The organism is Granulicatella sp. zg-84 (assembly GCF_010892375.1).
Taxonomy (GTDB): domain Bacteria; phylum Bacillota; class Bacilli; order Lactobacillales; family Aerococcaceae; genus WM01.
Map to the genome: position 1 here is coordinate 73,832 of NZ_WNJX01000002.1, position 23,912 is coordinate 97,743.

At 33.3% G+C, this 23,912-nt stretch carries 20 protein-coding genes and 1 other annotated feature; of the genes, 15 read left to right on the forward strand and 5 right to left on the reverse strand.

All coding sequences use genetic code 11. From position 1 onward, the window contains the following. The 7 genes from GMA06_RS00920 to GMA06_RS00950 all read left to right on the forward strand — a co-directional run bounded on the left by GMA06_RS00920 (nucleotide 1) and on the right by GMA06_RS00950 (nucleotide 7,918). The gene (locus GMA06_RS00920) at nucleotides 1-951 is read left to right on the forward strand and encodes a CdaR family protein (protein ID WP_163561393.1); all 951 of its coding nucleotides are present in this window, start codon (nucleotides 1-3) and stop codon (nucleotides 949-951) included. Nucleotides 952-982: 31 nt separating this feature from the next. Next, the gene (gene glmM, locus GMA06_RS00925) at nucleotides 983-2,344 is read left to right on the forward strand and encodes a phosphoglucosamine mutase (RefSeq protein WP_163561394.1); all 1,362 of its coding nucleotides are present in this window, start codon (nucleotides 983-985) and stop codon (nucleotides 2,342-2,344) included. After that, the gene (locus tag GMA06_RS00930) at nucleotides 2,337-3,074 is read left to right on the forward strand and encodes a M15 family metallopeptidase (protein WP_240328814.1); all 738 of its coding nucleotides are present in this window, start codon (nucleotides 2,337-2,339) and stop codon (nucleotides 3,072-3,074) included. Before glmM ends, GMA06_RS00930 begins: the two co-directional genes overlap by 8 nt. A gap of 104 nt (nucleotides 3,075-3,178) precedes the next feature. Continuing rightward, entirely contained in the window at nucleotides 3,179-4,780 is a 1,602-nt protein-coding gene (locus GMA06_RS00935) for an ATP-binding protein (protein WP_163561395.1), read from the forward strand. 2 nt (nucleotides 4,781-4,782) lie between these two features. Further along, a complete protein-coding gene (locus GMA06_RS00940) occupies nucleotides 4,783-5,460 on the forward strand; it encodes a response regulator (RefSeq protein ID WP_163561396.1) in 678 nt (225 codons plus the stop codon). A gap of 225 nt (nucleotides 5,461-5,685) precedes the next feature. After that, nucleotides 5,686-6,768 (forward strand): AEC family transporter, encoded by a 1,083-nt coding sequence (locus GMA06_RS00945; protein WP_163546112.1) that lies wholly within the window; start codon nucleotides 5,686-5,688, stop codon nucleotides 6,766-6,768. Nucleotides 6,769-6,901: 133 nt separating this feature from the next. Beyond that, the gene (locus GMA06_RS00950; protein ID WP_163546111.1) at nucleotides 6,902-7,918 is read left to right on the forward strand and encodes a 2-hydroxyacid dehydrogenase; all 1,017 of its coding nucleotides are present in this window, start codon (nucleotides 6,902-6,904) and stop codon (nucleotides 7,916-7,918) included. A gap of 81 nt (nucleotides 7,919-7,999) precedes the next feature. Here the strand turns inward: GMA06_RS00950 and GMA06_RS00955 are convergent, their stop codons facing one another. Continuing rightward, the gene (locus GMA06_RS00955; protein WP_163546110.1) at nucleotides 8,000-8,296 is read right to left on the reverse strand and encodes a DUF1827 family protein; all 297 of its coding nucleotides are present in this window, start codon (nucleotides 8,294-8,296) and stop codon (nucleotides 8,000-8,002) included. Between the two features lie 85 nt (nucleotides 8,297-8,381). Between GMA06_RS00955 and GMA06_RS00960 the strand changes: the two genes are divergently transcribed. The 4 genes from GMA06_RS00960 to GMA06_RS00975 all read left to right on the forward strand — a co-directional run bounded on the left by GMA06_RS00960 (nucleotide 8,382) and on the right by GMA06_RS00975 (nucleotide 14,669). Next, complete coding sequence (locus GMA06_RS00960; protein WP_163561397.1) at nucleotides 8,382-9,185, forward strand: GNAT family N-acetyltransferase; 804 nt, start codon at nucleotides 8,382-8,384, stop codon at nucleotides 9,183-9,185. 40 nt (nucleotides 9,186-9,225) lie between these two features. Then, a complete protein-coding gene (locus GMA06_RS00965; protein ID WP_163561398.1) occupies nucleotides 9,226-10,797 on the forward strand; it encodes a peptide chain release factor 3 in 1,572 nt (523 codons plus the stop codon). 218 nt (nucleotides 10,798-11,015) lie between these two features. Continuing rightward, the gene (locus GMA06_RS00970) at nucleotides 11,016-13,544 is read left to right on the forward strand and encodes an accessory Sec-dependent serine-rich glycoprotein adhesin (protein ID WP_163561399.1); all 2,529 of its coding nucleotides are present in this window, start codon (nucleotides 11,016-11,018) and stop codon (nucleotides 13,542-13,544) included. 123 nt (nucleotides 13,545-13,667) lie between these two features. Then, a complete protein-coding gene (locus GMA06_RS00975) occupies nucleotides 13,668-14,669 on the forward strand; it encodes a sugar transferase (protein ID WP_163561400.1) in 1,002 nt (333 codons plus the stop codon). 81 nt (nucleotides 14,670-14,750) lie between these two features. On the opposite strand, the gene GMA06_RS00980 is transcribed toward GMA06_RS00975, so the two are convergent. The 3 genes from GMA06_RS00980 to tyrS all read right to left on the reverse strand — a co-directional run bounded on the left by GMA06_RS00980 (nucleotide 14,751) and on the right by tyrS (nucleotide 17,452). Further along, nucleotides 14,751-15,200, reverse strand: coding sequence for a threonine/serine exporter family protein (locus tag GMA06_RS00980; RefSeq protein WP_163561401.1), 450 nt, complete (start codon nucleotides 15,198-15,200; stop codon nucleotides 14,751-14,753). Next, nucleotides 15,197-15,964, reverse strand: a complete 768-nt coding sequence (locus GMA06_RS00985) for a threonine/serine exporter family protein (RefSeq protein WP_163546609.1) — start codon at nucleotides 15,962-15,964, stop codon at nucleotides 15,197-15,199. The genes GMA06_RS00980 and GMA06_RS00985 overlap by 4 nt, the downstream gene beginning before the upstream one ends. A gap of 219 nt (nucleotides 15,965-16,183) precedes the next feature. Next, nucleotides 16,184-17,452 (reverse strand): tyrosine--tRNA ligase, encoded by a 1,269-nt coding sequence (gene tyrS / locus GMA06_RS00990; RefSeq protein WP_163546608.1) that lies wholly within the window; start codon nucleotides 17,450-17,452, stop codon nucleotides 16,184-16,186. A gap of 44 nt (nucleotides 17,453-17,496) precedes the next feature. Next, nucleotides 17,497-17,697 (reverse strand) — a binding site (T-box leader). Between the two features lie 96 nt (nucleotides 17,698-17,793). Here tyrS and GMA06_RS00995 point away from each other — a divergent pair. The 3 genes from GMA06_RS00995 to GMA06_RS01005 are packed head-to-tail and all read left to right on the forward strand — an operon-like array spanning nucleotide 17,794 to nucleotide 19,920. Further along, complete coding sequence (locus GMA06_RS00995) at nucleotides 17,794-19,068, forward strand: serine hydrolase (protein WP_163561402.1); 1,275 nt, start codon at nucleotides 17,794-17,796, stop codon at nucleotides 19,066-19,068. 59 nt (nucleotides 19,069-19,127) lie between these two features. Beyond that, entirely contained in the window at nucleotides 19,128-19,559 is a 432-nt protein-coding gene (locus GMA06_RS01000) for a MarR family transcriptional regulator (protein WP_163561403.1), read from the forward strand. A gap of 1 nt (nucleotide 19,560) precedes the next feature. Next, nucleotides 19,561-19,920, forward strand: a complete 360-nt coding sequence (locus GMA06_RS01005; protein WP_163561404.1) for a DUF1304 domain-containing protein — start codon at nucleotides 19,561-19,563, stop codon at nucleotides 19,918-19,920. A 51-nt stretch (nucleotides 19,921-19,971) separates the two neighbouring features. On the opposite strand, the gene GMA06_RS01010 is transcribed toward GMA06_RS01005, so the two are convergent. Further along, nucleotides 19,972-21,525 carry an ABC-F family ATP-binding cassette domain-containing protein gene (locus GMA06_RS01010; RefSeq protein WP_163561405.1) on the reverse strand — a complete coding sequence of 518 codons (1,554 nt, stop codon included), beginning with the start codon at nucleotides 21,523-21,525 and terminating at the stop codon, nucleotides 19,972-19,974. Nucleotides 21,526-21,701: 176 nt separating this feature from the next. Between GMA06_RS01010 and pcrA the strand changes: the two genes are divergently transcribed. Further along, nucleotides 21,702-23,897 carry a DNA helicase PcrA gene (gene pcrA, locus GMA06_RS01015; RefSeq protein ID WP_163561406.1) on the forward strand — a complete coding sequence of 732 codons (2,196 nt, stop codon included), beginning with the start codon at nucleotides 21,702-21,704 and terminating at the stop codon, nucleotides 23,895-23,897. Nucleotides 23,898-23,912: the final 15 nt, after the last annotated feature.

Sequence of the window (23,912 nt, forward strand, 5' to 3'; positions counted from 1 at the left end):
ATGGAAAAATGGTTGAAAAATAAATATATTGTGGTATTCGTTTCTTTTTTACTATCTGTTCTTTTAGCTAGCTTTATTTATTCAAGACATGATGCTTTAACGACAAATATTGATAGTTCAGCGAGTGTCACAACACAAAAAATTATTACAAATGTACCAATTCGTATTAAAGATTCTTCAAATAGTAAATATATCTCTGGATTACCGGAACATGTTGTCGTTTCTTTAGAAGGTCCACGAAATATTCTTTCTCAATTAAGTAATCAAACGATTAATGTTGAAACGGAAGATTTAGCCACTGTGGAAAACGGGAGTACAACTATTCGGTATAAATTAACAGATTTACCGAATGGTGTTATTGGGACTATTCAACCCTATGAATCAAATATTATTGTGAGTAAACGTATGACAAAAACATTTCCGGTAACGCCTTTGGTCGATAAAAGTATTGTGTCGGATGGCTATGTGATGGGAGCTGTTGAAGTATCGCCGTCTACTGTATTCATTACAGGAAGTGAAGATACGATTTTGAAAATAGATACGGTGACAGCAACGATTACAGTATCATCTACAAAAACAGAGACATTTACACAAGATAATGTGTCTGTTGTTGTTAAAGATAAAAATGGCAATATTTTAGATGTAAAAGTTGATAAAAATGTGTCAATTACTGTACCAATTTATAAAAAAGGACAAACAGTACCAGTTGATATCACACTGGCAGGACAAAGAGAAGGCTATACGTATACCGTTGAAAGTCAAAATGTGTCTGAGTTGACGTTATTAGGAACAGCCGATAAATTAAAAGACATTACGAGAATTTCTGCGACTATAAATGTTAGTGACTTAACAGAAACAAAAACATTAGAAGCAACAGTATTAGTGCCTATTGGTGTAACAATTAGTAATCCTCAGCCGATTACAGCAACGATAAAAGTAGAAAAACAATAGTCTATACAAAATGAAACATAAGGAGAAGAAAATGGGTAAATATTTTGGGACAGATGGTGTTAGAGGTTTAGCAAACAGTGAGTTGACACCTGAATTAGCCTTTAAATTAGGAAGATGTGGAGGATATGTTTTATTACAGCATGCTTCACAAGAAACACACCCACGTGTATTAGTAGGAAGAGATCCTCGTATTTCAGGGCAAATGTTAGAACAAGCACTGATTTCTGGTTTATTATCAGTAGGTATTGAAGTATTGCAATTAGGTGTCATTTCAACACCTGCTGTAGCATATTTAACACGTGTGCAAAACGTTGCTGCAGGTGTGATGATTTCTGCTTCTCATAATCCAGCAGAAGATAATGGTATTAAGTTTTTTGGTTCAGACGGTTTTAAATTATCAGATGAACAAGAACTTGAAATTGAAGCGTTACTAGATAAGCAAGAAGACACATTGCCTAGACCAAGTGCAGACGGATTAGGTACCGTAGAGCAATATCTAGAAGGTAGTATGAAGTATACACAATTTGTTGCGTCAACTATTGAAGGAGATTTATCTGGTTTACGTGTTTGTTTGGATGCTGCAAATGGAGCAACAACACCTTTAGTAGCTAATTTATTTGCTGATTTAGAAACAGAATTCTTTGTCATGGGAAATAAACCAAATGGTATTAATATAAATAATCATGTTGGTTCTACACATCCACAAGCTTTACAACAATTCGTCTTGGATAATCAAGCAGATGTTGGGTTAGCATTTGACGGAGATGGTGACCGTTTGATTGCCGTAGATGAGTTGGGACAAATTGTTGATGGAGATAAAATTATGTTTATTTGTGGTAAGTTTTTATATGAAAGAGGCTTATTAAAACAAAATACCGTTGTATCAACAGTCATGAGTAATTTAGGTTTCCATAAAGCTATTGAAGAAGCTGGTATGAACACAGTAAAAACAGCCGTTGGCGATAGATATGTCGTTGAAGCAATGCGTGCCAACGACTATAATTTAGGTGGCGAACAATCTGGGCATATTGTCTTCTTAGATTTAAATACGACTGGAGATGGTATTTTAACGGGTGTCCAATTATTAAATGTCATGAAACAAACTGGTAAAACTTTATCTGAATTAGCATCGGAAGTTGCAACATATCCACAATTATTAGTCAATATTCGTGTATCAAATAAACATGAAGCGATGTCTGTACCAGCCATTAAAGAAATTGTAGAACAAGTTGAGTCAGAAATGAATGGAGAGGGACGCATTTTAGTACGTCCGTCGGGGACTGAACCTTTATTACGTATTATGGCAGAGGCACCAACGCAGGAGCTTTGTGATGACTATGTGCACCGTATTGCAGAAGTGGTAGAAAGAGAGATTGGATTGTCAAATGAGTAGACGACATGCAAGAAAAAGTAAATTACCAATAATGATGTCTATCAGTGTTTTAGTAATCTTAAGTGGCGTTATAGCAATATGGTTTTTATGGCAAAAACCAAGTGTTAAAATGGAGCAATCAAGCCAAAGTATGTCTGAAACGACAAAAGCATCTAGTACAAATGTATCGAATACGACAACAACAGTTGCCCAAGAACAAGGTGTAACAATTGTGAATGGCATTTTAGTCGTGAATAAAAAGCACCCATTACCTAGCACGTATAATAAAGGTGAAGATCCACAAGCAAAAGCAGCATTAGAACGTTTAAAAGCGGATATGAAAGCTCAAGGATTTTCTATTTCTGACCAATATAGTGGTTTTAGAAGTTATGAATATCAACAAGAAGTATATGGTAATTATGTAAAACGTGATGGTGTAGAAATGGCAGACACCTATTCTGCACGTCCGGGATATAGTGAACATCAATCAGGGTTGGCATTCGATATTTTAAATGGTAGCGGACAATTACTAGGTGACTCTCCAGATGATACACAAGCGGTTGAGTGGTTAGCAACCCATGCACATGAATATGGTTTCATTATTCGATTTCAAAAAGGAAAAGAAGCATTCACAGGGTACCAAGCTGAACCTTGGCATATTCGTTACGTGGGAGAGCAAGCTGGTGAAATTTACGAATCAGGTAAGTCTTTAGAAGAATACTTGAATGTGTCAGGTGGGAATTACGAATAATCAATAAAAAGTCTTGTTCTATATAGACGATGTCGCCTATAATAGATACAAGGCTTTTTGTAAATAAAGATATAATATCAAGTGAATGATGTAAGGAATGAAGCATGATGAAAAAAATAGGTATTCTCCCAAAATTGATTGTACTCATGGTTTCTGTTGTGGCAGTTTCTTTATTTATGACCTCCTTGTTTATGCGTGAATACATTTATACACGCGAAAATGATGTCATTGCCGAAGAAATCAAATCAACAGCAAAATTAGTTTCAAAAAATGATAAAATAAAAGATATTATTAAATCAAGAAAACAAGATATATTTGTTCAAGAATATGCTTTAGATGTGATGAAATTAACTCAAGTTGATTTTATTGTTGTCATGGATATTGATTTCATTCGTTATTCGCATCCGACCTCTGATTTAGTTGGAGGTGTTTTTTCAAATGTTGAAGATGCTAGTGCAACATTAACACTTGGTGATCATTATAGCGAACAAAAAGGAACGCTGGGAGAAGGTATTCGATTTTTTACGTCTATTTATGATGACGACGGTACAATTATTGGTGTTGTTTGTGTAGGCTATACTAAGAAAACTGTGTCCGCTCAAATTTGGAAAGCACAACTTCAATTATTAACAGCACTTTGTATAGGATTATTTGTTGCGGTGATTTTGGCAGTACTCTTTGCAAAATGGTTAAAAAAAGTGTTGTTAAATTTAGAACCCGAAGAAATTGCTCAATCGGTTATTGAAAAAGAACTTATTTCAGAGCATGTTACCGAAGGGATTATAGGAATAGGGCTGGATAAACGTATTATTTTTGCCAATAGTAGTGCCAATGCATTATTAAAAAAAGCCAATATAAAAGTGTCTTTAGAAGTAGGAAAAACATTACCAGAAGATTTATACGACTTATTTTTTAAAAATGCTTTAGAAAAAGAGCTAGTTAAACACGATATGCAAATGATTGTGAATGATACAGAATTTTTAATGAATAGCAATCCTATTTATTTACATAGAAAATTATATGGAGCTGTTGTCACATTAAGGGACCAATCTGATATGCAACAACTCATTACAGAATTAAGTGGAACAGAAAAATATAATGATAGCCTAAGAGCTCAAAATCATCATTTTATGAATCAAATGCATGTTTTGCAAGGCTTGATTGATTTAGGATTATTTGATGAAGTTGAAAGCTACATTAGCTATTTAAAACAAGATTATCATGCACAAATAGGGCATATATCAGACACAATAAAAGTACCTGCTATTACTGGTTTATTGCTTGGTAAATCAAGAGAAGCAAGTCAACAACATATTACGTTTACGATTGACTCTGATTCAGCGATTGAGCAAAAAGCAGGAAGAGATACTTTATATCATGATTTAACAATTATTTTAGGTGTTCTTATTGATAATGCTATGGAAGCTGTACAATCAACCCCAACAAAAACGATTGAAGTTTATTTGATGGCTAATGATGACGAGCGTGTTGTATTATGTACCGTCACAGATACTGGAGTAGGTATTCCGGAGACATTAAAACAGATTATTTTTGAAAGGGGTTATTCAACAAAAGGGGCAAATAGAGGATATGGGTTAGAAGCTGTCGCAACAATTGTTCAAAAATATGGTGGAACGATTGATGTGATTAGTCAAGTAGATAAAGGAACACGAATAAATATTGAGTTACCAATAACGGAGGAATAAGCATGCGTATATTGATTATTGAAGATGACCCAATGGTAGCGATGATTCATCAAGAATATGTGAAACGATTAGATGAAAAATATGATGTCAAACATGTGAAAACATTAAAAGAAGCGAAACGGGAATTAGAAAACTATCTATTCGATATTGTTTTATTAGATAATTATTTACCAGATGGACAAGGGGTGTCTTTTTTAGAACATTGTAAAGGGTTAGCAGTCATCATGATTACAGCAGCTAATGATAGTATGACTGTAAAAACAGCACTTTCTAGTGGCATTGTCGATTATTTAGTAAAGCCCTTTGTGTTTGAACGGTTTTCACAAGCGATTGAAAAGGCAAAAGTGTACTGTGGTTTGTTATCTAAGGAAAAAATTAGTCAAGACAATATTGATAAATACTTTAATTTTGAAAAAGAAACAATAACATTAGATTCTCTTCCAAAAGGATTAGCAAAAATTACATTAGCAAAAGTCATTGCTCAAATTCTGACACATCAAAGTGGATTTACGACACAAGAAATTGCAGATGAATTGGATATTTCTAGAATTACCATAAAAAAATATTTGAACTATTTAGTAGACGTAGAGGCTTTATTAGAAGATGTTAATTATTTAACCTTAGGCAGACCGGTATCTATTTACACAATAAAAAACATGGATATATTAGAAAATCTATAAATTGTGTTAGGTGTCCCGCTGTTAGCAAAAACATTGATATAATGTTGTTTATAAGCTGTTGTAAATGGTTGTTTTTTAATAAATCACATTTTCATTTACATAACTTACATAAGTTTAAATACTTTTTTATAATTGAATATTCTTTCACAAATGGGTATAGTAGTTCTTGTCAGTATTATGTGAAAAAACGTACATACTAGATATATTATGATAAAGGAGTTTATTATGGAAAACGGAAATATTATTGATATATTCGTCAAAACATTAGCGACAGAAAAAATCAATACAGCTATCATTTCAAGTATTGCAATTATTTTATTAGGTTACTACTGTCGTAAAAGAAATCTTTTCTCTGAAAATACAGGTAAAGTGTTAACAAATGTTGTACTAACAGTATCATTACCAGCATTAGCTTTTAACTCATTTTTAGCAGATATTGATCAAAAGAAATTAACACAAGGTATCAACATTTTGATTTGGGGTATTTTAGTTTATATTCTATTGATTGTTGTATCAAAACCATTATTTGCGAAATTTAAAGGTGATCAACAAGATACAATGCGTGTGTTATCAATTTTTGGTTCAACAACATTCTTTGGTATCCCTATTGTTACAGCGATTTATGGTCCAACTGGAACATTATATGCATCAATTTTTAACATTGGTTATCGTATTTTCTTGTATTCTTATGGATACATTAAAATGAGTGGCTTGAAAATGACAAGCAAAAACATTAAAACAATGTTCTTAAATCCAATCGTTATTGCGACATTCTTAGGTTTATTCATTTGGTTATTCCAAGCGTATTTACCACAAGTAGCAGTGGCTGTGAAAGATGCAAAAACAGGCGAAATGGTTATGAAAAACTACGCATTCTTACGTTTTGACCACACATTGCCACAATTTAAACAAATTTTAACATATTTAGCAGGTTTATGTTCTCCACTAGCATGGTTGGCTATCGGTTCAACTTTAGGTTCAGTAGACTTCAAAGAAGCTTTAGCAGACAAACCAACATGGTACTACACTCTTGTTAAATTGATGATTATTCCTGCACTTAACGTTGCTATTTTAGCTGTATTAACAATGACAGGTATTCTACCAGTTGACTTGACAGCTTTAGGTACAGTTGTTGTCATGATGGCAACACCACCAGCAACAGTAGCAGCAGCTTATGCAATTAGCTTTGATAAAGATGCGGTATTAGCTTCAAACGCTTCTTTATTAGCAACATTAGGAGCTGTTGTATTAACACCAATCTGGATTGTTATTGTACAACTTATTGGTTCAACAGGTTTATTTAAATAAAGTATGTGAAAAAAGTATTTTGAAGCTCTTGCTTTTGAAATACTTTTTTTTCAATCACAAAATGATATAATAGACAATGCGAGGGATTAAAAAATTCGCATTATTAACGATTTGAAATTAAAGGAGAATAATTATGGCATTTAAAGTAGTATGTTATGGCGTACGTCCAAACGAAGTACCTTATTTTGAAAAATTAAATAAATACAACTATGATTTAGTATTAGTTGAAGACTTATTAACAGCAAACAATGCAGAAGAGGCAAAAGGTATGGATGCTGTGATTTTACGTGGAAACTGTTTAGGTAACCGTGCAAACTTAGAAAAATTTGCAAGTTATGGTATTAAATACGTATTTACACGTACTGTTGGATTTAACCATATTGATTTGCAAGCAGCTGCAGATTTAGGATTAAAAGTTGCACGTGTACCAGGTTATTCACCAAATGCTATTGCAGAATTAGCTTTAACATTAGCTATGTCATTATTGCGTCATGTGTCACATACTGTTAATAAAACATCAAACTATGATTTCCGTGTGGATAGTACAATGTTCAGTAAAGAAATCCGTAACTGTAAAGTGGGTATTATCGGAACAGGTAAAATTGGTTTAACAGAAGCATCATTATTTAAAGGCTTGGGTGCAGACGTTTATGGATACGATGTATTCCAAAGTGATGCTGCAAAACAAGTGGTTAAATTTGTTGAATTAGATGAATTATTAAACCAATGTGATATTGTAAGTATTCATGTGCCATATTTCCCAGGACAAAACGACAATATGGTAAATGCAGAATTTATTTCAAAAATGAAAGACGGTGCTATTTTAATCAATACAGCCCGTGGCGAATTACAAGACAACAAAGCGATTTTAGAAGCTTTGAAATCTGGTAAATTAGACGGATTTGGAACGGACGTATTCGCCGATGAAGCACGATTCTTCTTCAAATCATTTGAAAACGGAAGCGATATTCCAGATGAAACAGTTCGTGAGTTAGTTGATATGTATCCACGTGTGTTAGTAACACCACACGTTGGTTCAAACACAGACGAAGCATTATCAAATATGATTGAAATCAGTTTTGATAACTTAAATGATGTGTTAACAAAAGGTGAAACAGTAAACGCTGTTCAATTACCTGAAGCAAAATAATCAAAAAAGCAAAAACAGAAAAACCATTCTTACAAATGCAAGAATGGTTTTTCTATTTTTATCTATTTTTAGGAGCTCTTTTTAATGAGCGCTAATTGTTTTATCCAAAGAAATTTCAATAAAATAAGAGCAAGTTAACACTTCAAGACGCTTGTCATCTTTTGTCGTTTTGAATAATTTATTTAAAACAAAATCAATTTCAGATTCTTTAATTTTTCGTTGTTTATTGATAATCACAAGATTATTGTGTTTTTTTGCTTCTGTATAAATAACAGTTGTTTGACCAAGTGAATAAATTTCAACCAATTGTGCATCGGTATGTGCTAATTGTTCATTGACAAGTTGAGGATGACTATTGGTAATGTTAACAAGCCTCATAAAAAACACCTCTTTTATTTTATATAATTCTATTATATACTAAAATGTGAAAATATAAAGGTTTTTTGTGAAATCGGGTGGAAAAATGTATGATTTTTTTGAAAATTTAAGGCATCAAACAATTTTATCCTTTGTTCCTTTTCAACAAGAACATCTTTTATATGCTGTTACAGCTAAAGAACAAGAAAAAGTGATTGGGACAGGGGTTATAGGACGTAATCCCTATCATCCTTATTGTGATGAGATATTTATCTTTGTTGAAAATGCACATAGAAGAAAAGGTGTTGGTACATCATTATTGAAGCGTTTGGAAAAGTATTCTTCACAAACATTAAAATGTTCGGTGTATTCTGATGAAGATGTTGCTGTTTCGTTTTTACAAAAAAATGGATTTAAACGCAGACGGCAATGTTTTGAATATGACACATCGCTAGCCTTGTTATGTTTAAGTCCAAAGGTTGATATTGTATCATGTGGTTCTGCCATTCCTGCTATTTTATTAGAACAACTTTACATAGATTATAGTAAAAATCATGAGCAAGTAAGTCCTATGAGCAATCTAATAACGAAACAAGACTGGTACGATGTATTTCTTAAAGATGTAACGACCCACTACTGTTATTATACTCTTGACACATCAGCCTATGTGATTGCTGAACAGGTAGATGAAAAAACCATTGCCATTTGTTATATAGGCGGAACATTAAGCAAACCAGATATGCTTGATTTTATTGAAACTGTCTTATACACATACCAACAAACATTCGATGTACTATTTGTTGAAATAGATAGTACTGATATGCGTGCTTTATTATTGCAACAATTTGTCGGATATTCCACGCAACCGAGCTATGATGCATATTTAAAAAATACTAAAAATAAAGTATAATAGAAAAGATTTGAGTGAATAGAAGAAATAGGAGAAGAAAATGAGTTTAACGAGTGAAATACAAAAACGTCGCACATTTGCCATTATATCGCATCCAGATGCAGGGAAAACGACGATTACTGAACAATTACTACTATACGGTGGAGCGATTCGTCAAGCCGGAACAGTTAAAGGAAAGAAAACAGGAAAATTTGCTAAGTCTGACTGGATGGAGATTGAAAAGCAACGTGGTATTTCTGTGACAAGTTCTGTCATGCAAGTGGATTATGACGGAAAACGCGTTAATATTGTCGATACACCAGGGCATGAAGATTTTTCGGAAGATACGTACCGTACGTTAATGGCTGTGGACAGCGCCGTTATGGTTATTGATTCGGCTAAAGGGATTGAACCACAAACAAAAAAACTATTTAAAGTTTGCCGTATGAGAGGTATTCCGATTTTTACATTTATCAATAAATTAGACCGTGACGGGCGTGAACCATTAGAATTAGTTGCTGAATTAGAAGATGTCTTAGACATACACGCCTATCCAATGAACTGGCCAATGGGAATGGGGAAAAACTTTTTAGGATTGTATGACCGCTACAATAAACGTGTCGAGCTTACTCATCCAGAAGAAAATGGAGGCAATGATTATTTACCACTGAATGATAGTGGTGAAGTTGACGGTGACTATGCATTCAAAACATCATCTATTTATGATCAAACATTAGAGGATATTTTATTATTAGATGAAGCAGGAAATGCCTTTTCTAAGGAAGCTATCGAACAAGGTGAATTAACACCTGTATTTTTTGGATCAGCCTTAACAGGTTTTGGCGTTCAAACATTCTTAGATGCATATGTTGACTTTGCACCAGAACCTCAACCAACAAAAACGGAGACAGGAGATGCTGTTGAGCCAAATACACCTGAATTTACAGGATTTATTTTTAAAATCCAAGCGAATATGAATCCTGCTCACCGCGATAGAATAGCATTCGTACGTATTTGTTCAGGGGAATTTACACCAGGAATGGATGTTGTGGTGAATCGTACCAATAAAAAAATGAAACTATCGCATACAACACAATTTATGGCAGACTCTAGAGAAACAGTCCAAACAGCTGTTGCAGGTGATATTATTGGTCTATACGATACAGGAAATTTCCAAATTGGAGATACCATTTATACAGGTAAAAAGGCAGTGCAATTTGAAGCCTTACCACAATTTACACCAGAGATTTTTATGAAAGTAACAGCTAAAAATGTTATGAAACAGAAATCATTCCATAAAGGCGTTGAACAACTCGTTCAAGAGGGGGCTATTCAATTATACAAAACTTATCATACAGAAGATTATATTTTAGGAGCAGTTGGGCAATTACAATTTGAAGTGTTCCAATATCGCTTATTAAACGAATATAATTCCGAAGTAGTCATGACACCAATGGGAAATAAAATTGCAAGATGGATTAAAGAGGAAGACTTAGATCCAAATATGTCATCGAGTCGGAATTTACTAGCAAGGGATAGATTTGGAAATCCAGTATTTTTATTTGAAAATAGTTTTGCAGAACGTTGGTTTATAGATAAATATCCAGATATTGAATTGATGACATTATTATAATAACAAGAAAGTACACATTGATTTGTGTACTTTTTTGTCATTTTTAGCAATAAAAAGAGAAATTCCGTATTATTTTTTTTTGAAAAGTGCTTTTTTTATTGAAAAACTATTTTCATTCGGGGGGGGTATGGTATAATTCGGTTAATGTTTATTTTACGAATAAAAGGTAAGTGAAAATAAAGATTCTATATAGTAAGAAAGGATACGACAAGTCGTTTATGAAAAAAAAGAAAATTTATGATGGAGAATTTGTTGAAACAGACCGTGTCACGCGTTTTGCATTGCATAAATCAGGCAAAAATTGGATTCGAATTGCTCTATCAAAAATAGGGTTGTTTAGGCTGTTTCGTGGTGCCAAAGCAGAAGTACTAATGGATACTACGTCCTTAGAAATTGATGAATTAGACACACAAAAAACAAATGCCAATTTATTAAAAGGGCTAACTACAGCTGGTGCTTTACTTGGTGGAACTGCCATTGTGACATCAACACAAGCATATGCCCAAGATGATACAACTTATATCGAAAAAGTAGCTGAAACAGAAAATGTTATTGCGAATAAAGAGAAAGTTGTATTAACAACAGAAAAGAATACGGAAGATAGTGCATCTTCTGAAAAAGATGCATCATTGTCTGATTCTGAAAGTGTATCATTATCTCAAAGTACCTCAGAATCACTAAGTACATCTGATTCTGAAGTGATAGCTCACTCAGAAGTACTCTTAAATGAGAAAGATACAACATTAACGGAAACTGTCAATAATGAATTAGTAGACATTCGTCCTGCCATGTTTCGTTCTGCACTTCAAGGGCAACCAATCCCTGCTGGAACATCATTTAGAACAGGTGAAACTGTCGATAGTAAAAGCTTATCATTAAGCACAAGCGAAAGCTTGTCAACAAGTCAGTCATTAAGCACAAGCGAAAGCTTGTCAACAAGTCAGTCATTAAGCACAAGTGAAAGCTTGTCAACAAGTCAATCACTAAGCACAAGCGAAAGCTTGTCAACAAGCCAATCCTTAAGTACAAGTGAAAGCTTATCGACAAGTCAGTCATTAAGCACAAGTGAAAGCTTATCGACAAGTCAATCCTTAAGTACAAGTGAAAGCTTGTCAACAAGCCAATCATTGAGCACAAGCGAAAGCTTGTCAACAAGTCAATCACTAAGTACAAGCGAAAGCTTGTCAACAAGCCAATCCTTAAGTACAAGTGAAAGCTTATCGACAAGTCAATCCTTAAGTACAAGCGAAAGCTTGTCAACAAGTCAATCACTAAGCACAAGTGAAAGCTTATCGACAAGCCAATCCTTAAGTACAAGTGAAAGCTTATCGACAAGTCAGTCATTAAGCACAAGTGAAAGCTTATCGACAAGTCAATCCTTAAGTACAAGTGAAAGCTTGTCAACAAGTCAATCACTAAGTACAAGCGAAAGCTTGTCAACAAGCCAATCCTTAAGTACAAGTGAAAGCTTATCGACAAGTCAATCCTTAAGTACAAGCGAAAGCTTGTCAACAAGTCAATCACTAAGCACAAGTGAAAGCTTATCGACAAGCCAATCCTTAAGTACAAGTGAAAGCTTATCGACAAGTCAATCACTAAGCACAAGTGAAAGCTTGTCAACAAGCCAATCCTTAAGTACAAGTGAAAGCTTGTCAACAAGTCAGTCACTAAGTACAAGTGAAAGCTTATCAACAAGTCAGTCATTAAGCACAAGTGAAAGCTTATCGACAAGCCAATCCTTAAGTACAAGTGAAAGCTTGTCAACAAGTCAGTCACTAAGCACAAGTGAAAGCTTGTCAACAAGCCAATCCTTAAGTACAAGTGAAAGCTTATCGACAAGTCAATCCTTAAGTACAAGTGAAAGCTTGTCAACAAGCCAATCATTAAGTACAAGTGAAAGCTTATCGACAAGTCAATCCTTAAGTACAAGCGAAAGCTTGTCAACAAGTCAATCACTAAGCACAAGTGAAAGCTTGTCAACAAGCCAATCCTTAAGTACAAGTGAAAGCTTATCAACAAGTGAGTCACTAAGCACAAGTGAAAGCTTATCAACGAGTGAGTCACTAAGCACAAGTGAAAGCTTGTCAACAAGCCAATCCTTAAGTACAAGTGAAAGCTTATCGACAAGTCAATCCTTAAGTACAAGTGAAAGCTTGTCAACAAGCCAATCCTTAAGTACAAGTGAAAGCTTATCGACAAGTCAATCCTTAAGTACAAGCGAAAGCTTGTCAACAAGTCAATCACTAAGCACAAGTGAAAGCTTGTCAACAAGCCAATCATTAAGTACAAGTGAAAGCTTATCAACAAGTGAGTCACTAAGTACAAGTGAAAGCTTGTCAACAAGTGAGTCATTGAGCACAAGCGAAAGCCTATCAACAAGTCAGTCATTAAGTACAAGTGAAAGCTTGTCAACAAGTCAGTCACTAAGCACAAGTGAAAGTCTGTCAATGAGTGAAATATCAGGGGGTAATAACCATAACACAGATATTATTCCAGGTATTTCAGATAAACCTCTATTGATTTTAGTCGGATCAGAAACTCCAGAGAATGCAGATGGTGCTTCAAGTATGTTAGATAATAGTGGTACTACAACTATGTCAGAAATGGCTGATAAAGTACAACAAGTATTACCTCATACGGGACAAAAAGATCAAAGTGCTGGATTATTAGGTGTAGGTATGTTACTTGGTGGTGCAGGTTTAATCGCTGCTAAAAAGAAAAGAGAAGCAGAGGAACCTTTAGATTAAAAATGTCATAAAAGAGAGTAGGTAGGCCTACTCTCTTTTTAAGTAAATATAAGACATTATCTGAAAAATGTGTTACAGTATTTTTATGATAATATACAGAAGATAATGAGAAGGAGATAAAATATGAGAGTTCATATAACAAGTTTGCACGGGCATGCCAGTATTAGTACTGCTCAAAATGCACAACAAATGATAGCATCGGTTGCAAGAGATATGGGGTTTAATGAATTATCTATTTATGCTTATCCTGTTTCTGTTGATTCAGAATCAGAATTAAGCAAACGATTGGATGGGATTGTGGCAGGTATTTCTCATCAAGATATCGTATTCGTCCAATTTCCAACTTGGAATGGTATGGAATTTGATAAAAAATTGATTTATAAATTAAAATTATATAATCGCTTAAAATTGATTATTTTTGTTCATGATGTCATTCCATTGATGTTTGACGGCAATTATTATTTAATGGATGAAACAATAGAATTATTCAATTTAGCCGATGCATTGATTTTACCAACTGCTAAAATGTACGAACGTTTAAAAGAAGCTGGATTAAAAAATGAACGTGTTATTTTCCAACAAATATGGGATTTTACACACCATTTAACATTGAATAAACCTAGTTTTAAGAAAATTGTTCATTTTGCAGGACAAGCACGTAAGTTTGAGTTTTGTAATAACTGGCATTTAGACTATGTTTTGCGGTTATATGGCTCTGATGCCGAATTAAAAGAGGGTGTTAATGTTCAATTTAGAGGATGGCATAATCGGGATCAACTATTATTAGCTTTATCTGAAGGTGGGTTTGGTTTAGTATGGTCTGAAAATAACTTTTGGAGTCAATATATGACAATGAATGTATCATATAAAATAAGCACATATTTATCTGCTGGGATCCCGATTATTGCTAGAAAAGGTATTTCTAATCAACAACTTATCGAAGAGAATGGATTGGGGATTATTGTGGATTCCCTAGAAGAATTAAATCATGTTCTTTCGGAAATGACGGAGCAACGTTATCAAGAATTAGTGACGAATGTTGAACAATTTAGCTATTTATTACAAAATGGCTATTTTACAAAAAAAATATTTGTTGATGCAATTCATGCTGTTCAAAAAAAATAACCGTGCATACGGTTATTTTTGGTTCTATAATCAATCTTATTAGCGGAAGTAGAGTCCCACCAATAAGATTTGACGAAGAGCCTATTTTTTTTGGTTTTTATATAGACTAGCAATACGTTTATTTGATTTGAATAATGCATCAATAATAAAAATAGCTAAAGCAATTAACGTCGCAATTTGAATGGTTTCTGATAAATATTGATTAAATTTTATAGCATTTCCACTGATGTAAAAATAAACACATCTAAAAATAGCTAGTCCAGGTACTATTGGTAAAAAACCTGGAATAAAAAACATTGTTACAGGTGTTTTGTAAACACGAGCCATGAGTTGACTGTATAGTGCAACGAGTAAACTGGCATAGAAGTTGGCTAGCATACCAGTTATTGGGAGTAATAAAAAATATGCAATCCAACAAATAAGTCCACCTATTCCTGCAGGGATAAGAAATTTTTTAGGAGCATTAATCATGATAGCTCCCGCATATACAGCAACAAAGGACGATATAATTGCAACAATTAACGACATCATGAAATTAAGTTCCCTCCTCCTGATAAAATAAGCCCTACGGCTACTCCTAACGCAATAGAAAGAGCAATGATGACAGCTTCTGCACATCTTGCAAAGCCAGATAAATAATCACCGTGGAATGTATCTCGAATGGCATTTGTAATAATTGTTCCTGGTACCATTGGCATGATACTACCTACCATGATGGCGTCTAATGACAAATGATGAGGAAATTGTTTCACGAAAATAGTCCCAATAATTGCGGCAATAATAGAGGCAATCACGTTTGAGAAAAAAGTTGTAGATTTTAAAAAACGCCCCACTCTAAAAATAAGAACAAGAAAAATTGCATTTAATAATGTTACAGTACTGTCATATATATTTCCACCTAACATAATAGTAAATCCAATGGCTAAAATCAATGTCGCAATATCTATTGATAACTGACTATATTCTTGTTCATCAAGTGTTGTTAATTGTTCATAAGCATCCTCGATTGATAATCTATTTGCGCATAAATTTCTAGAAATATCGTTTACTTTATGGATTTTCCTTAAATCAGTTGTTCTTGTTTTCACCCTATGTATCAATGAAATAGCCTTAATACTTGTATCATCTAATGTAATCATAATGCCAGTAGGTAGAACAAATGCTTCAGTATGTTCTAATAACGACAGTTTTAAAATATGTTCGACTGTTTCTTCAACACGATATGTTTCAGCATTGCTCTCTAACATGATTTTTCCAGCTAATAATGCTATATCTGCAATTTTTTTATAGTCCACGATGCAAGCCTCTCTAGTTTTTTTCTTTATTATAAAGTGGTTCACACATGTCGTCAATGAAGAACAAAGATAAAGATCAGTTAAATGAAGAGTATATATCATACAGAATAAGGATTATATACGCTTGTAGAGAAATTGAAAATAACGAGATGAACTGATTGTTTGTGGAATCAATCAGTTCATCTCGTTTAAATTATTTTGAGGGTAGTTCTATAATCTTTATTTCACTAATTTTATTAAGAAGTAATGCTTTTTACCACGACGAATAATAATAAATTTTTCTTCAAAAGAATATTCACCTGTAATAGTAAAGTCAATATCGGTTATTTTTTCACCATTCAAGGTAATCGCACCATTTTTAATATCTTCACGTGATTGACGACGACTAGGTTCGATACCAATATCAACTAACCACTCTGCAAAATTAGCATTAGGTGTAGTCGTTTCAAATGTAGGCATATTTTTAAAACCTTGTTCAATTTCTGAAGCATTTAATGTTTTAATATCTCCAGAAAATAGAGCTTGTGAAATTTTTAAGGCGTCTTTTAAAGCTTGCTCTCCATGAACGAAGAGTGTGACTTCTTCAGCCAAACGTTTTTGAGCTTCTCTTTTATGAGGTTCTGTTTCAACACAATGTTCCAATGTTTCAATTTCTTCTTTAGACAGGAAAGTGAAGTATTTTAAATATTTGATAACATCACGGTCATCTTGATTTAACCAAAATTGATAAAATTCATAAGGAGTTGTTTTTTCGGGATCTAACCATACAGCACCACCAGCTGTTTTTCCAAATTTAGTACCGTCAGATTTTAACATTAAAGGAATAGTTAATCCATATGCTTGAGCTTCATGACCTTTTTTCTTACGAATCAATTCAAGTCCTGCTGTAATATTTCCCCATTGATCTGCACCACCAATTTGTAGTTGGACATTCTCATGTTCAAATAGATGTAAAAAGTCCATAGATTGTAAAATTTGGTACGAAAATTCAGTAAATGAAATCCCAGTTTCTAAACGACTTGCCACAATATCTTTAGAAAGCATTGTATTCACATTAAAATGTTTACCGAAATCACGTAAAAAATCTAGTAATGATAAATCTTTTGTCCAATCATGATTATTAACGAACTTAACAGCTGATTTATCTTCATCAGATGTTACAAATAATTTTTTCATTTGAGCTGTTAATTTTTCAACATTTTTTTGTACAGTTTCCATAGACTGTAACTGACGTTCGCTCGTACGACCACTAGGATCACCAATAGAACCAGTTGCACCACCAATTAAAATAACGGGTTGATGTCCTGCTAATTGAAAGCGACGTAAAATCATAAATGGAATTAAGTGACCAATATGCATGCTATCACCTGTCGGATCGACACCGCAATAAACAGCAATTTTTTGTTTATTCGTAAGCTCTTCTAAACCTTTCTCATCTGTTTGTTGATTGATAGCACCTCTCCATGCTAAATCTTGAATAATTGACATATAAAAACCTCCTAAAACATAAATAAACGTCCCTAATCCAAAGGACTAGGGACGATTAATACCGTGTTACCACCCAAATTATTTGTTTATAAAACAAATCACTCGTACAATTATCGCTTGTTAAACGCTTGTTCACACAAGTAGCTCCAAAGTGTACTTCACTTATTGATTGTATTAGCTTTCACCCAACGCTAACTCTCTTCAAGACACGATCAATAAACTACTATCTTTTTCATCGCTTATAATATTGACACGATTATAACAAAGCGATAAAAGTGTGTCAAGAAAAATTCTTGCTCTACAACTGTATTAAGTATATAATACAGTTGTAGGAGGGTTATATGTCTAGTAAAAAAAGGATATTTTTTAAATTATTTTTAGTATGTACTTGCGTTATTTATATCATTTCTTCGCTTTCAATCACATTGGCACATCAACAGATTTCTTTGGTAGATATTGTTAAACAAGAAGGTCTGACATCGCAACAAGTACCCGTATCTGCACTTGTTGTAGATGCAGATACGGGACAAATTTTGTTTGAAGAAAATTCTGAAAAAATTTGGGAAACAGCGAGTTTAGCTAAATTGATGACCGTTTATTTAGTGTTAGATGCAATGAAGAGTGGACAATTCACAAAAGACACCATTCTTTATGCAACAGAAGAAGATGAAAAAATAAGTCAAATTTATTTATTAAGTAATACAACAATCGTCAAAAATCGAGCATATAGTATTGAAGATTTACTATTCATGTCTTTAATGAGTTCCTCTAATGTTGCTACGATTATGCTAGCAAAAGCTGTCACAAATAATGATATATCATTGTTCATTGATCAAATGAATCAAAAAGCAAAAAAATTAGGTATGGTAAAGACTTCTTTTACAAATCCTACTGGAGCTATTACACACGATTTTCAAGGCTTTATTCATACCCCGCATTACGATGAATCAATGCCTAGTCAATCTACGGCGCAAGATTTAGCACGTTTATGTTTTTCTTTATTGCAAGAGCATGAAGAGATTTTAGAATATACGAAGTATTATGAAGTTATCGTTAATGAGAAAACACCTTATGCAGAGTTGTTAACAAATACAAATGTGTCATTACAACAAGGAGGAACTTTTTTTGAAGGTGTAGACGGCTTAAAAACAGGTTCTAGTCCGGGAGCACAATTAAATTATATTCAAACAGTTAAACGTGGAAACAAACGATTGATTGAAGTCGTATTAGGTGTAGGAAAGTGGGATAATGAAGAAGATAAATATGCACGGCACAAAATAGCAAATGCTCTAGCAAGCCACGTGTATCGTGACTATGAAGAAACAGAATTATTACCAGTAGGAACACACACCATTCACAATACAAAAATAGAATTGGATAAATCGTTTAGTGTATTTGTCAAAAAAGATAGGCTAGGAAATATTTATTTAAAGGAGAATACAGTCGTCTATGATGCTCCGTTAGGATATATTGGTGAACCAATCCGTTTTCCAATGAAACAAGTAGGTTTTGTGCAAGAGATTATCGAGCAACCACTCGATATACTATTTATTTTATTCGTAAGTATTTTAGTACTTATTTTAGTTGTTGTTATAATCATAAAGAAATTCCTTTGATAAATCAATAATTGACAAATCAATTATTGTTTGGTAAACTACATAAAAGAGGTGATGTGATGTCATTAAGAGAAATGAGTCAGTTGTTTTATCAAATTAAATTACTCGATCAAAAAATAACGCAATTATTTGAACACGTAACAGGTTTTAGTTTGACAAGATACGAAATGATTATGGAAATTAGCCAAAATAATGGTTGTTCACAAAATAGACTTCAAGAACATTTACAAATTGATTCAGCCGCCGTTACACGACATTTGAAAGTGTTAGAGGAAAAAGGTTATGTCACTAGAAAAAGAAATCCTGAAAATAACCGAGAAGTTTTAGTGTATTTAACAGATAAAGCAAGAAAAAGCATTGAAAAATGTCATGAGCATCAAACTCTATTACAAAAAGCTATTGATGAAAGTTTTACACAATCTGATCTTCATCAAACAGTAGATTTATTAAGGAAACTTGATGATAGCTTAAATACTATAACGGAGGAATAGCATGTCTATTTTATCAATCATTTTAGTTGTTTTAACGGCCCTAGAATGTTTTTATATTATGTATTTAGAAACGATTGTGACAGATTCTAAAAATACATCTCGTGTATTCAATATTTCACAGGAGGAATTAAAAGGAAGTACAGTTAAGACATTGTTTAAAAATCAAGGTATTTATAACGGATTACTTGGAGTCGTTTTATTATACGCTACTTTATTTTCTGAAAATGCTATTGAAATCAGTGCCATTATTCTTGTGTATATCTTTATATGTGCCCTTTATGGAGGATTTACTTCACAAAAATCCATTATATTAAAGCAAGGCGGACTACCTATACTTGCTTTATTAAGTTTATTCTTTTAAATACATCAAAAGAGATAAATCGATAACAGATTTATCTCTTTTGATATACAATTACCCACGTTTTACGGAGTATTTTGAAAAGTCCCAAATATCTGTGATAAGTCCTTCGTAAAACTCTGGTTCATGACACACCATTAAAATACTTCCTTTATATTCTTTTAATGCTCGTTTTAATTCTTCTTTAGCATCTACATCTAAGTGATTGGTTGGTTCATCTAAAATGAGTACATTACTTTCTTGATTTTGTAGTTTACATAAGCGCACTTTTGCTTGTTCTCCCCCACTTAAAACACGTACTTGACTTTCGATGTGTTTTGTTGTTAAGCCACATTTTGCAAGAGCAGCTCTCACTTCAGCTTGATTTAAATAAGGGAATGTGTCCCATATCTCATTTAGGCATGTTTTAGATAAATCTCCAGACATTTCTTGTTCAAAGTAACCTATCTCTAAAAATTCTCCTTTTTCAACTTTCCCCTCAAGAGTTTGGATAAGCCCTAACAAACTTTTTAACAAAGTTGTTTTCCCGATACCATTTGAACCAATAATTGCAATTTTTTGTCCACGTTCCATTGTTAAGTTTAAAGGCTGTGTTAAAGGTGTATCGTAGCCGATAACAAGATTTTCTGCTTGAAAAATAAAACGTCCAGGAGTTCTAGCGGGTAGGAAATGAAAAGACGGTTTTGGTTTTTCTTGAACTAGTTCGATTTTATCCATTTTATCTAATTTTTTTTGACGCGACATAGCCATGTTACGTGTCGATACGCGTGCTTTATTACGTGCAACAAAATCTTTTAAGTCTGCAATTTCTTTTTGTTGACGATTATAGGCTGCCTCAATTTGTGCTTTTTTCATAGCATATACTTCTTGGAATTTATCATAATCTCCGATATAACGTGTTAAAGACTGGTTGTCCATGTGATAAATTAAATTGATAACACTATTTAAAAATGGAATATCATGAGAAATTAAAATAAACGCATTTTCGTATTCTTGTAAATATCTACGGAGCCATTCAATATGCTCGGCATCTAAATAGTTTGTAGGCTCGTCTAATAATAAAATATCAGGTTTTTCCAAAAGTAATTTTGCCAGCAAAATTTTTGTACGTTGACCACCACTTAGTTCTGTTACATCAGAGTCTAAACCGAATGCACTAATGCCAAGAGCACGAGCAACTTCTTCAACTTTTGCATCAATAATATAAAAATCATGATGCTCTAGTAACTCTTGAAGTTCACCTACTTCTTCCATTAAGCTATCCATGTCAGCATTCTCATTTGCCATTTCCATATAGATGTCGTTTATTCTTGTTTCAATGTCATACAAGTGTTCAAATGCGCTTTGTAGTACTTGACGAATACTCATTCCCTGTTCTAAAACAGTATGCTGGTCTAAATAACCAACACGTACACGCTTTGACCATTCGACTTTTCCTTCATCGGGTTGTAATTTTCCCGTGATAATATTCATAAATGTAGATTTTCCTTCTCCATTCGCACCTATTAGACCAATATGTTCCCCTTTTAATAATCGAAATGATACATCATCAAAAATAGCACGATCCCCAAAACCATGTGTTAAATGTTCAACGTTTAATATACTCATGGATAACTCCTTTTCTTTACTCAATATGCGTATTATATAAAAATGAAAAAACTCTCGCAAGAAAAAATACTAAGAAATCTATTTTTCTATTAGACATCGACGTGTTTACTAGTATTACCCTATGAATTTTGGTATACTTTTTAGAAGAATATAGTCTTATGACAAAGGATAGATAGATGAGTAAATTACTTGAAAAAATGAACGAACGTCAAAAAGAAGCTGTTCAACATACAGAAGGACCATTACTGATTATGGCGGGTGCTGGTAGCGGAAAAACACGTGTTTTAACACATCGTATTGCCTATTTGGTGGAAGAAAAGCATGTCAATCCGTGGAATATTTTAGCCATTACATTCACAAATAAAGCCGCAAAAGAAATGAAAGAGAGATTAGAGTTATTAGTAGGTCATGTGACCCGTGATATGTGGGTATCGACATTTCACTCCATGTGCGTACGTATTTTAAGACGAGAAGCAGAACTGATTGGTTATTCTCGTCAATTTTCTATTGCCGATACAAGTGAACAAAAAACATTGATGAAGCGTGTTATCAAAGAAAGAGGATACGATCCAAAAAAGGTAAATGAAAAAGTATTACTTTCTGTTATTAGTGATGCAAAAAACCAATTATTAACACCCGAAAGTATGAAAGAGGAAGCATCTACGTGGTTTGAGGATGTTATTGCAGACTGTTATCAAGATTATCAAAACTTGCTGATGAAAAATCAGTTGTTTGATTTTGATGACCTAATTATGAAAACTGTGGAATTATTTGAACAATATCCTGATGTATTGAGCTATTATCAACAAAAATTCCACTATATTCATGTTGACGAGTATCAAGATACGAATAAAACACAGTATACATTAGTTAGACAATTAAGCCGTTATTTTAAAAATATTTGTGTCGTTGGGGATGCCGATCAAAGTATTTATGGTTGGCGTGGTGCTGACATGAGCAATATTTTAAATTTTGAAAAAGACTTTCCAAATGCAAAAACAGTTTTACTGGAACAAAATTATCGTTCCACTAAAACCATTTTAAATGCAGCGAATAATGTAATAGATAATAATCAAGAGCGTGTCGCTAAAACATTATGGACACAAAATGATACAGGAGATACGATTACACTTTACAATGCCTTTTCAGAAAAAGATGAAGCGAGTTATGTTGCTCAAAAAATTAAGCAATTACAAACAGAAAAAGTGTATGTATCAAAATATAATGATATAGCTGTATTATATCGTACCAATGCACAATCTCGTTCTCTTGAAGAAGCATTTATGCAATACGCTATACCTTATAAAATTTACGGGGGATTACGATTCTATGATAGATTAGAAATCAAAGATATTTTAGCGTATTTACGTTTGATTGATAATCCAAAAGACGATTTGAGTTTTGAGAGAGTTGTGAATGTACCTAAGCGTAGTGTTGGAAAAACAAGCTTGGAAAAATTAGCTAGTTTTGCAAGAGAACGTAATTATTCTCTTTTTGAAGCAACAGAGCACTTAGAAGAAACTGGTTTAGGAACAAAGGCAAAAAATGGGATTTTATCTTTTGTAGCGCTTATTAAAAAATGCCAAATAGCATTGGAAGAATCGACGATAACACAATTATTAGATATGTTACTAGAAAAATCAGGATATACTGAATGTCTTGAAATGGAAGGGACATTAGAAGCTCAAGCAAGACTAGAAAATATTCAAGAATTTAAGTCTGTTACCAAAACATTTGATGAACAATTACAAACAGAAAATTTAGAAGATATAGAAGAAGTAATTTCTCCATTAACGCGTTTCTTGTCCGATTTTGCTTTGGACGGAACGCTTGAAGAAGATGAAACAAATGAGCATTATGTCACATTGATGACACTACATGCAGCCAAAGGATTAGAATTTCCAGTTGTGTTTATAGTGGGTATGGAAGAAACTATTTTTCCTTCAAGTAGAAGTGTGTTTGAAGAAGATATAGAGGAAGAAAGACGCTTGATGTATGTTGGGATGACTCGGGCAGAGAAAAAATTATTTCTGACACATGCCAGTTCTAGATTGCTATATGGTGATGTTAAACGAAATAGAGCTTCACGCTTTTTAGAAGAGATTAGCGATGTGTATGTTGATGTACCTGAAAATATAACACCACAAACAACGATAACAAAACCATTTAAAGTACCTTTTGTACAAAAGAAAGTTGTGACGCAAGAGAACCGACAATTTAGTGTTGGTGATAAAGTAAAACATACAAAATGGGGTATTGGTAGAGTTGTGCGAATTAGTGGTAAAGATGTAGATACAACAATAGATATTGCATTTGAAAACCAAGGCATTAAGACACTGTTAGCAGCATTTGCACCAGTTGAAAAAATCTAAATTTATCTTTTACTT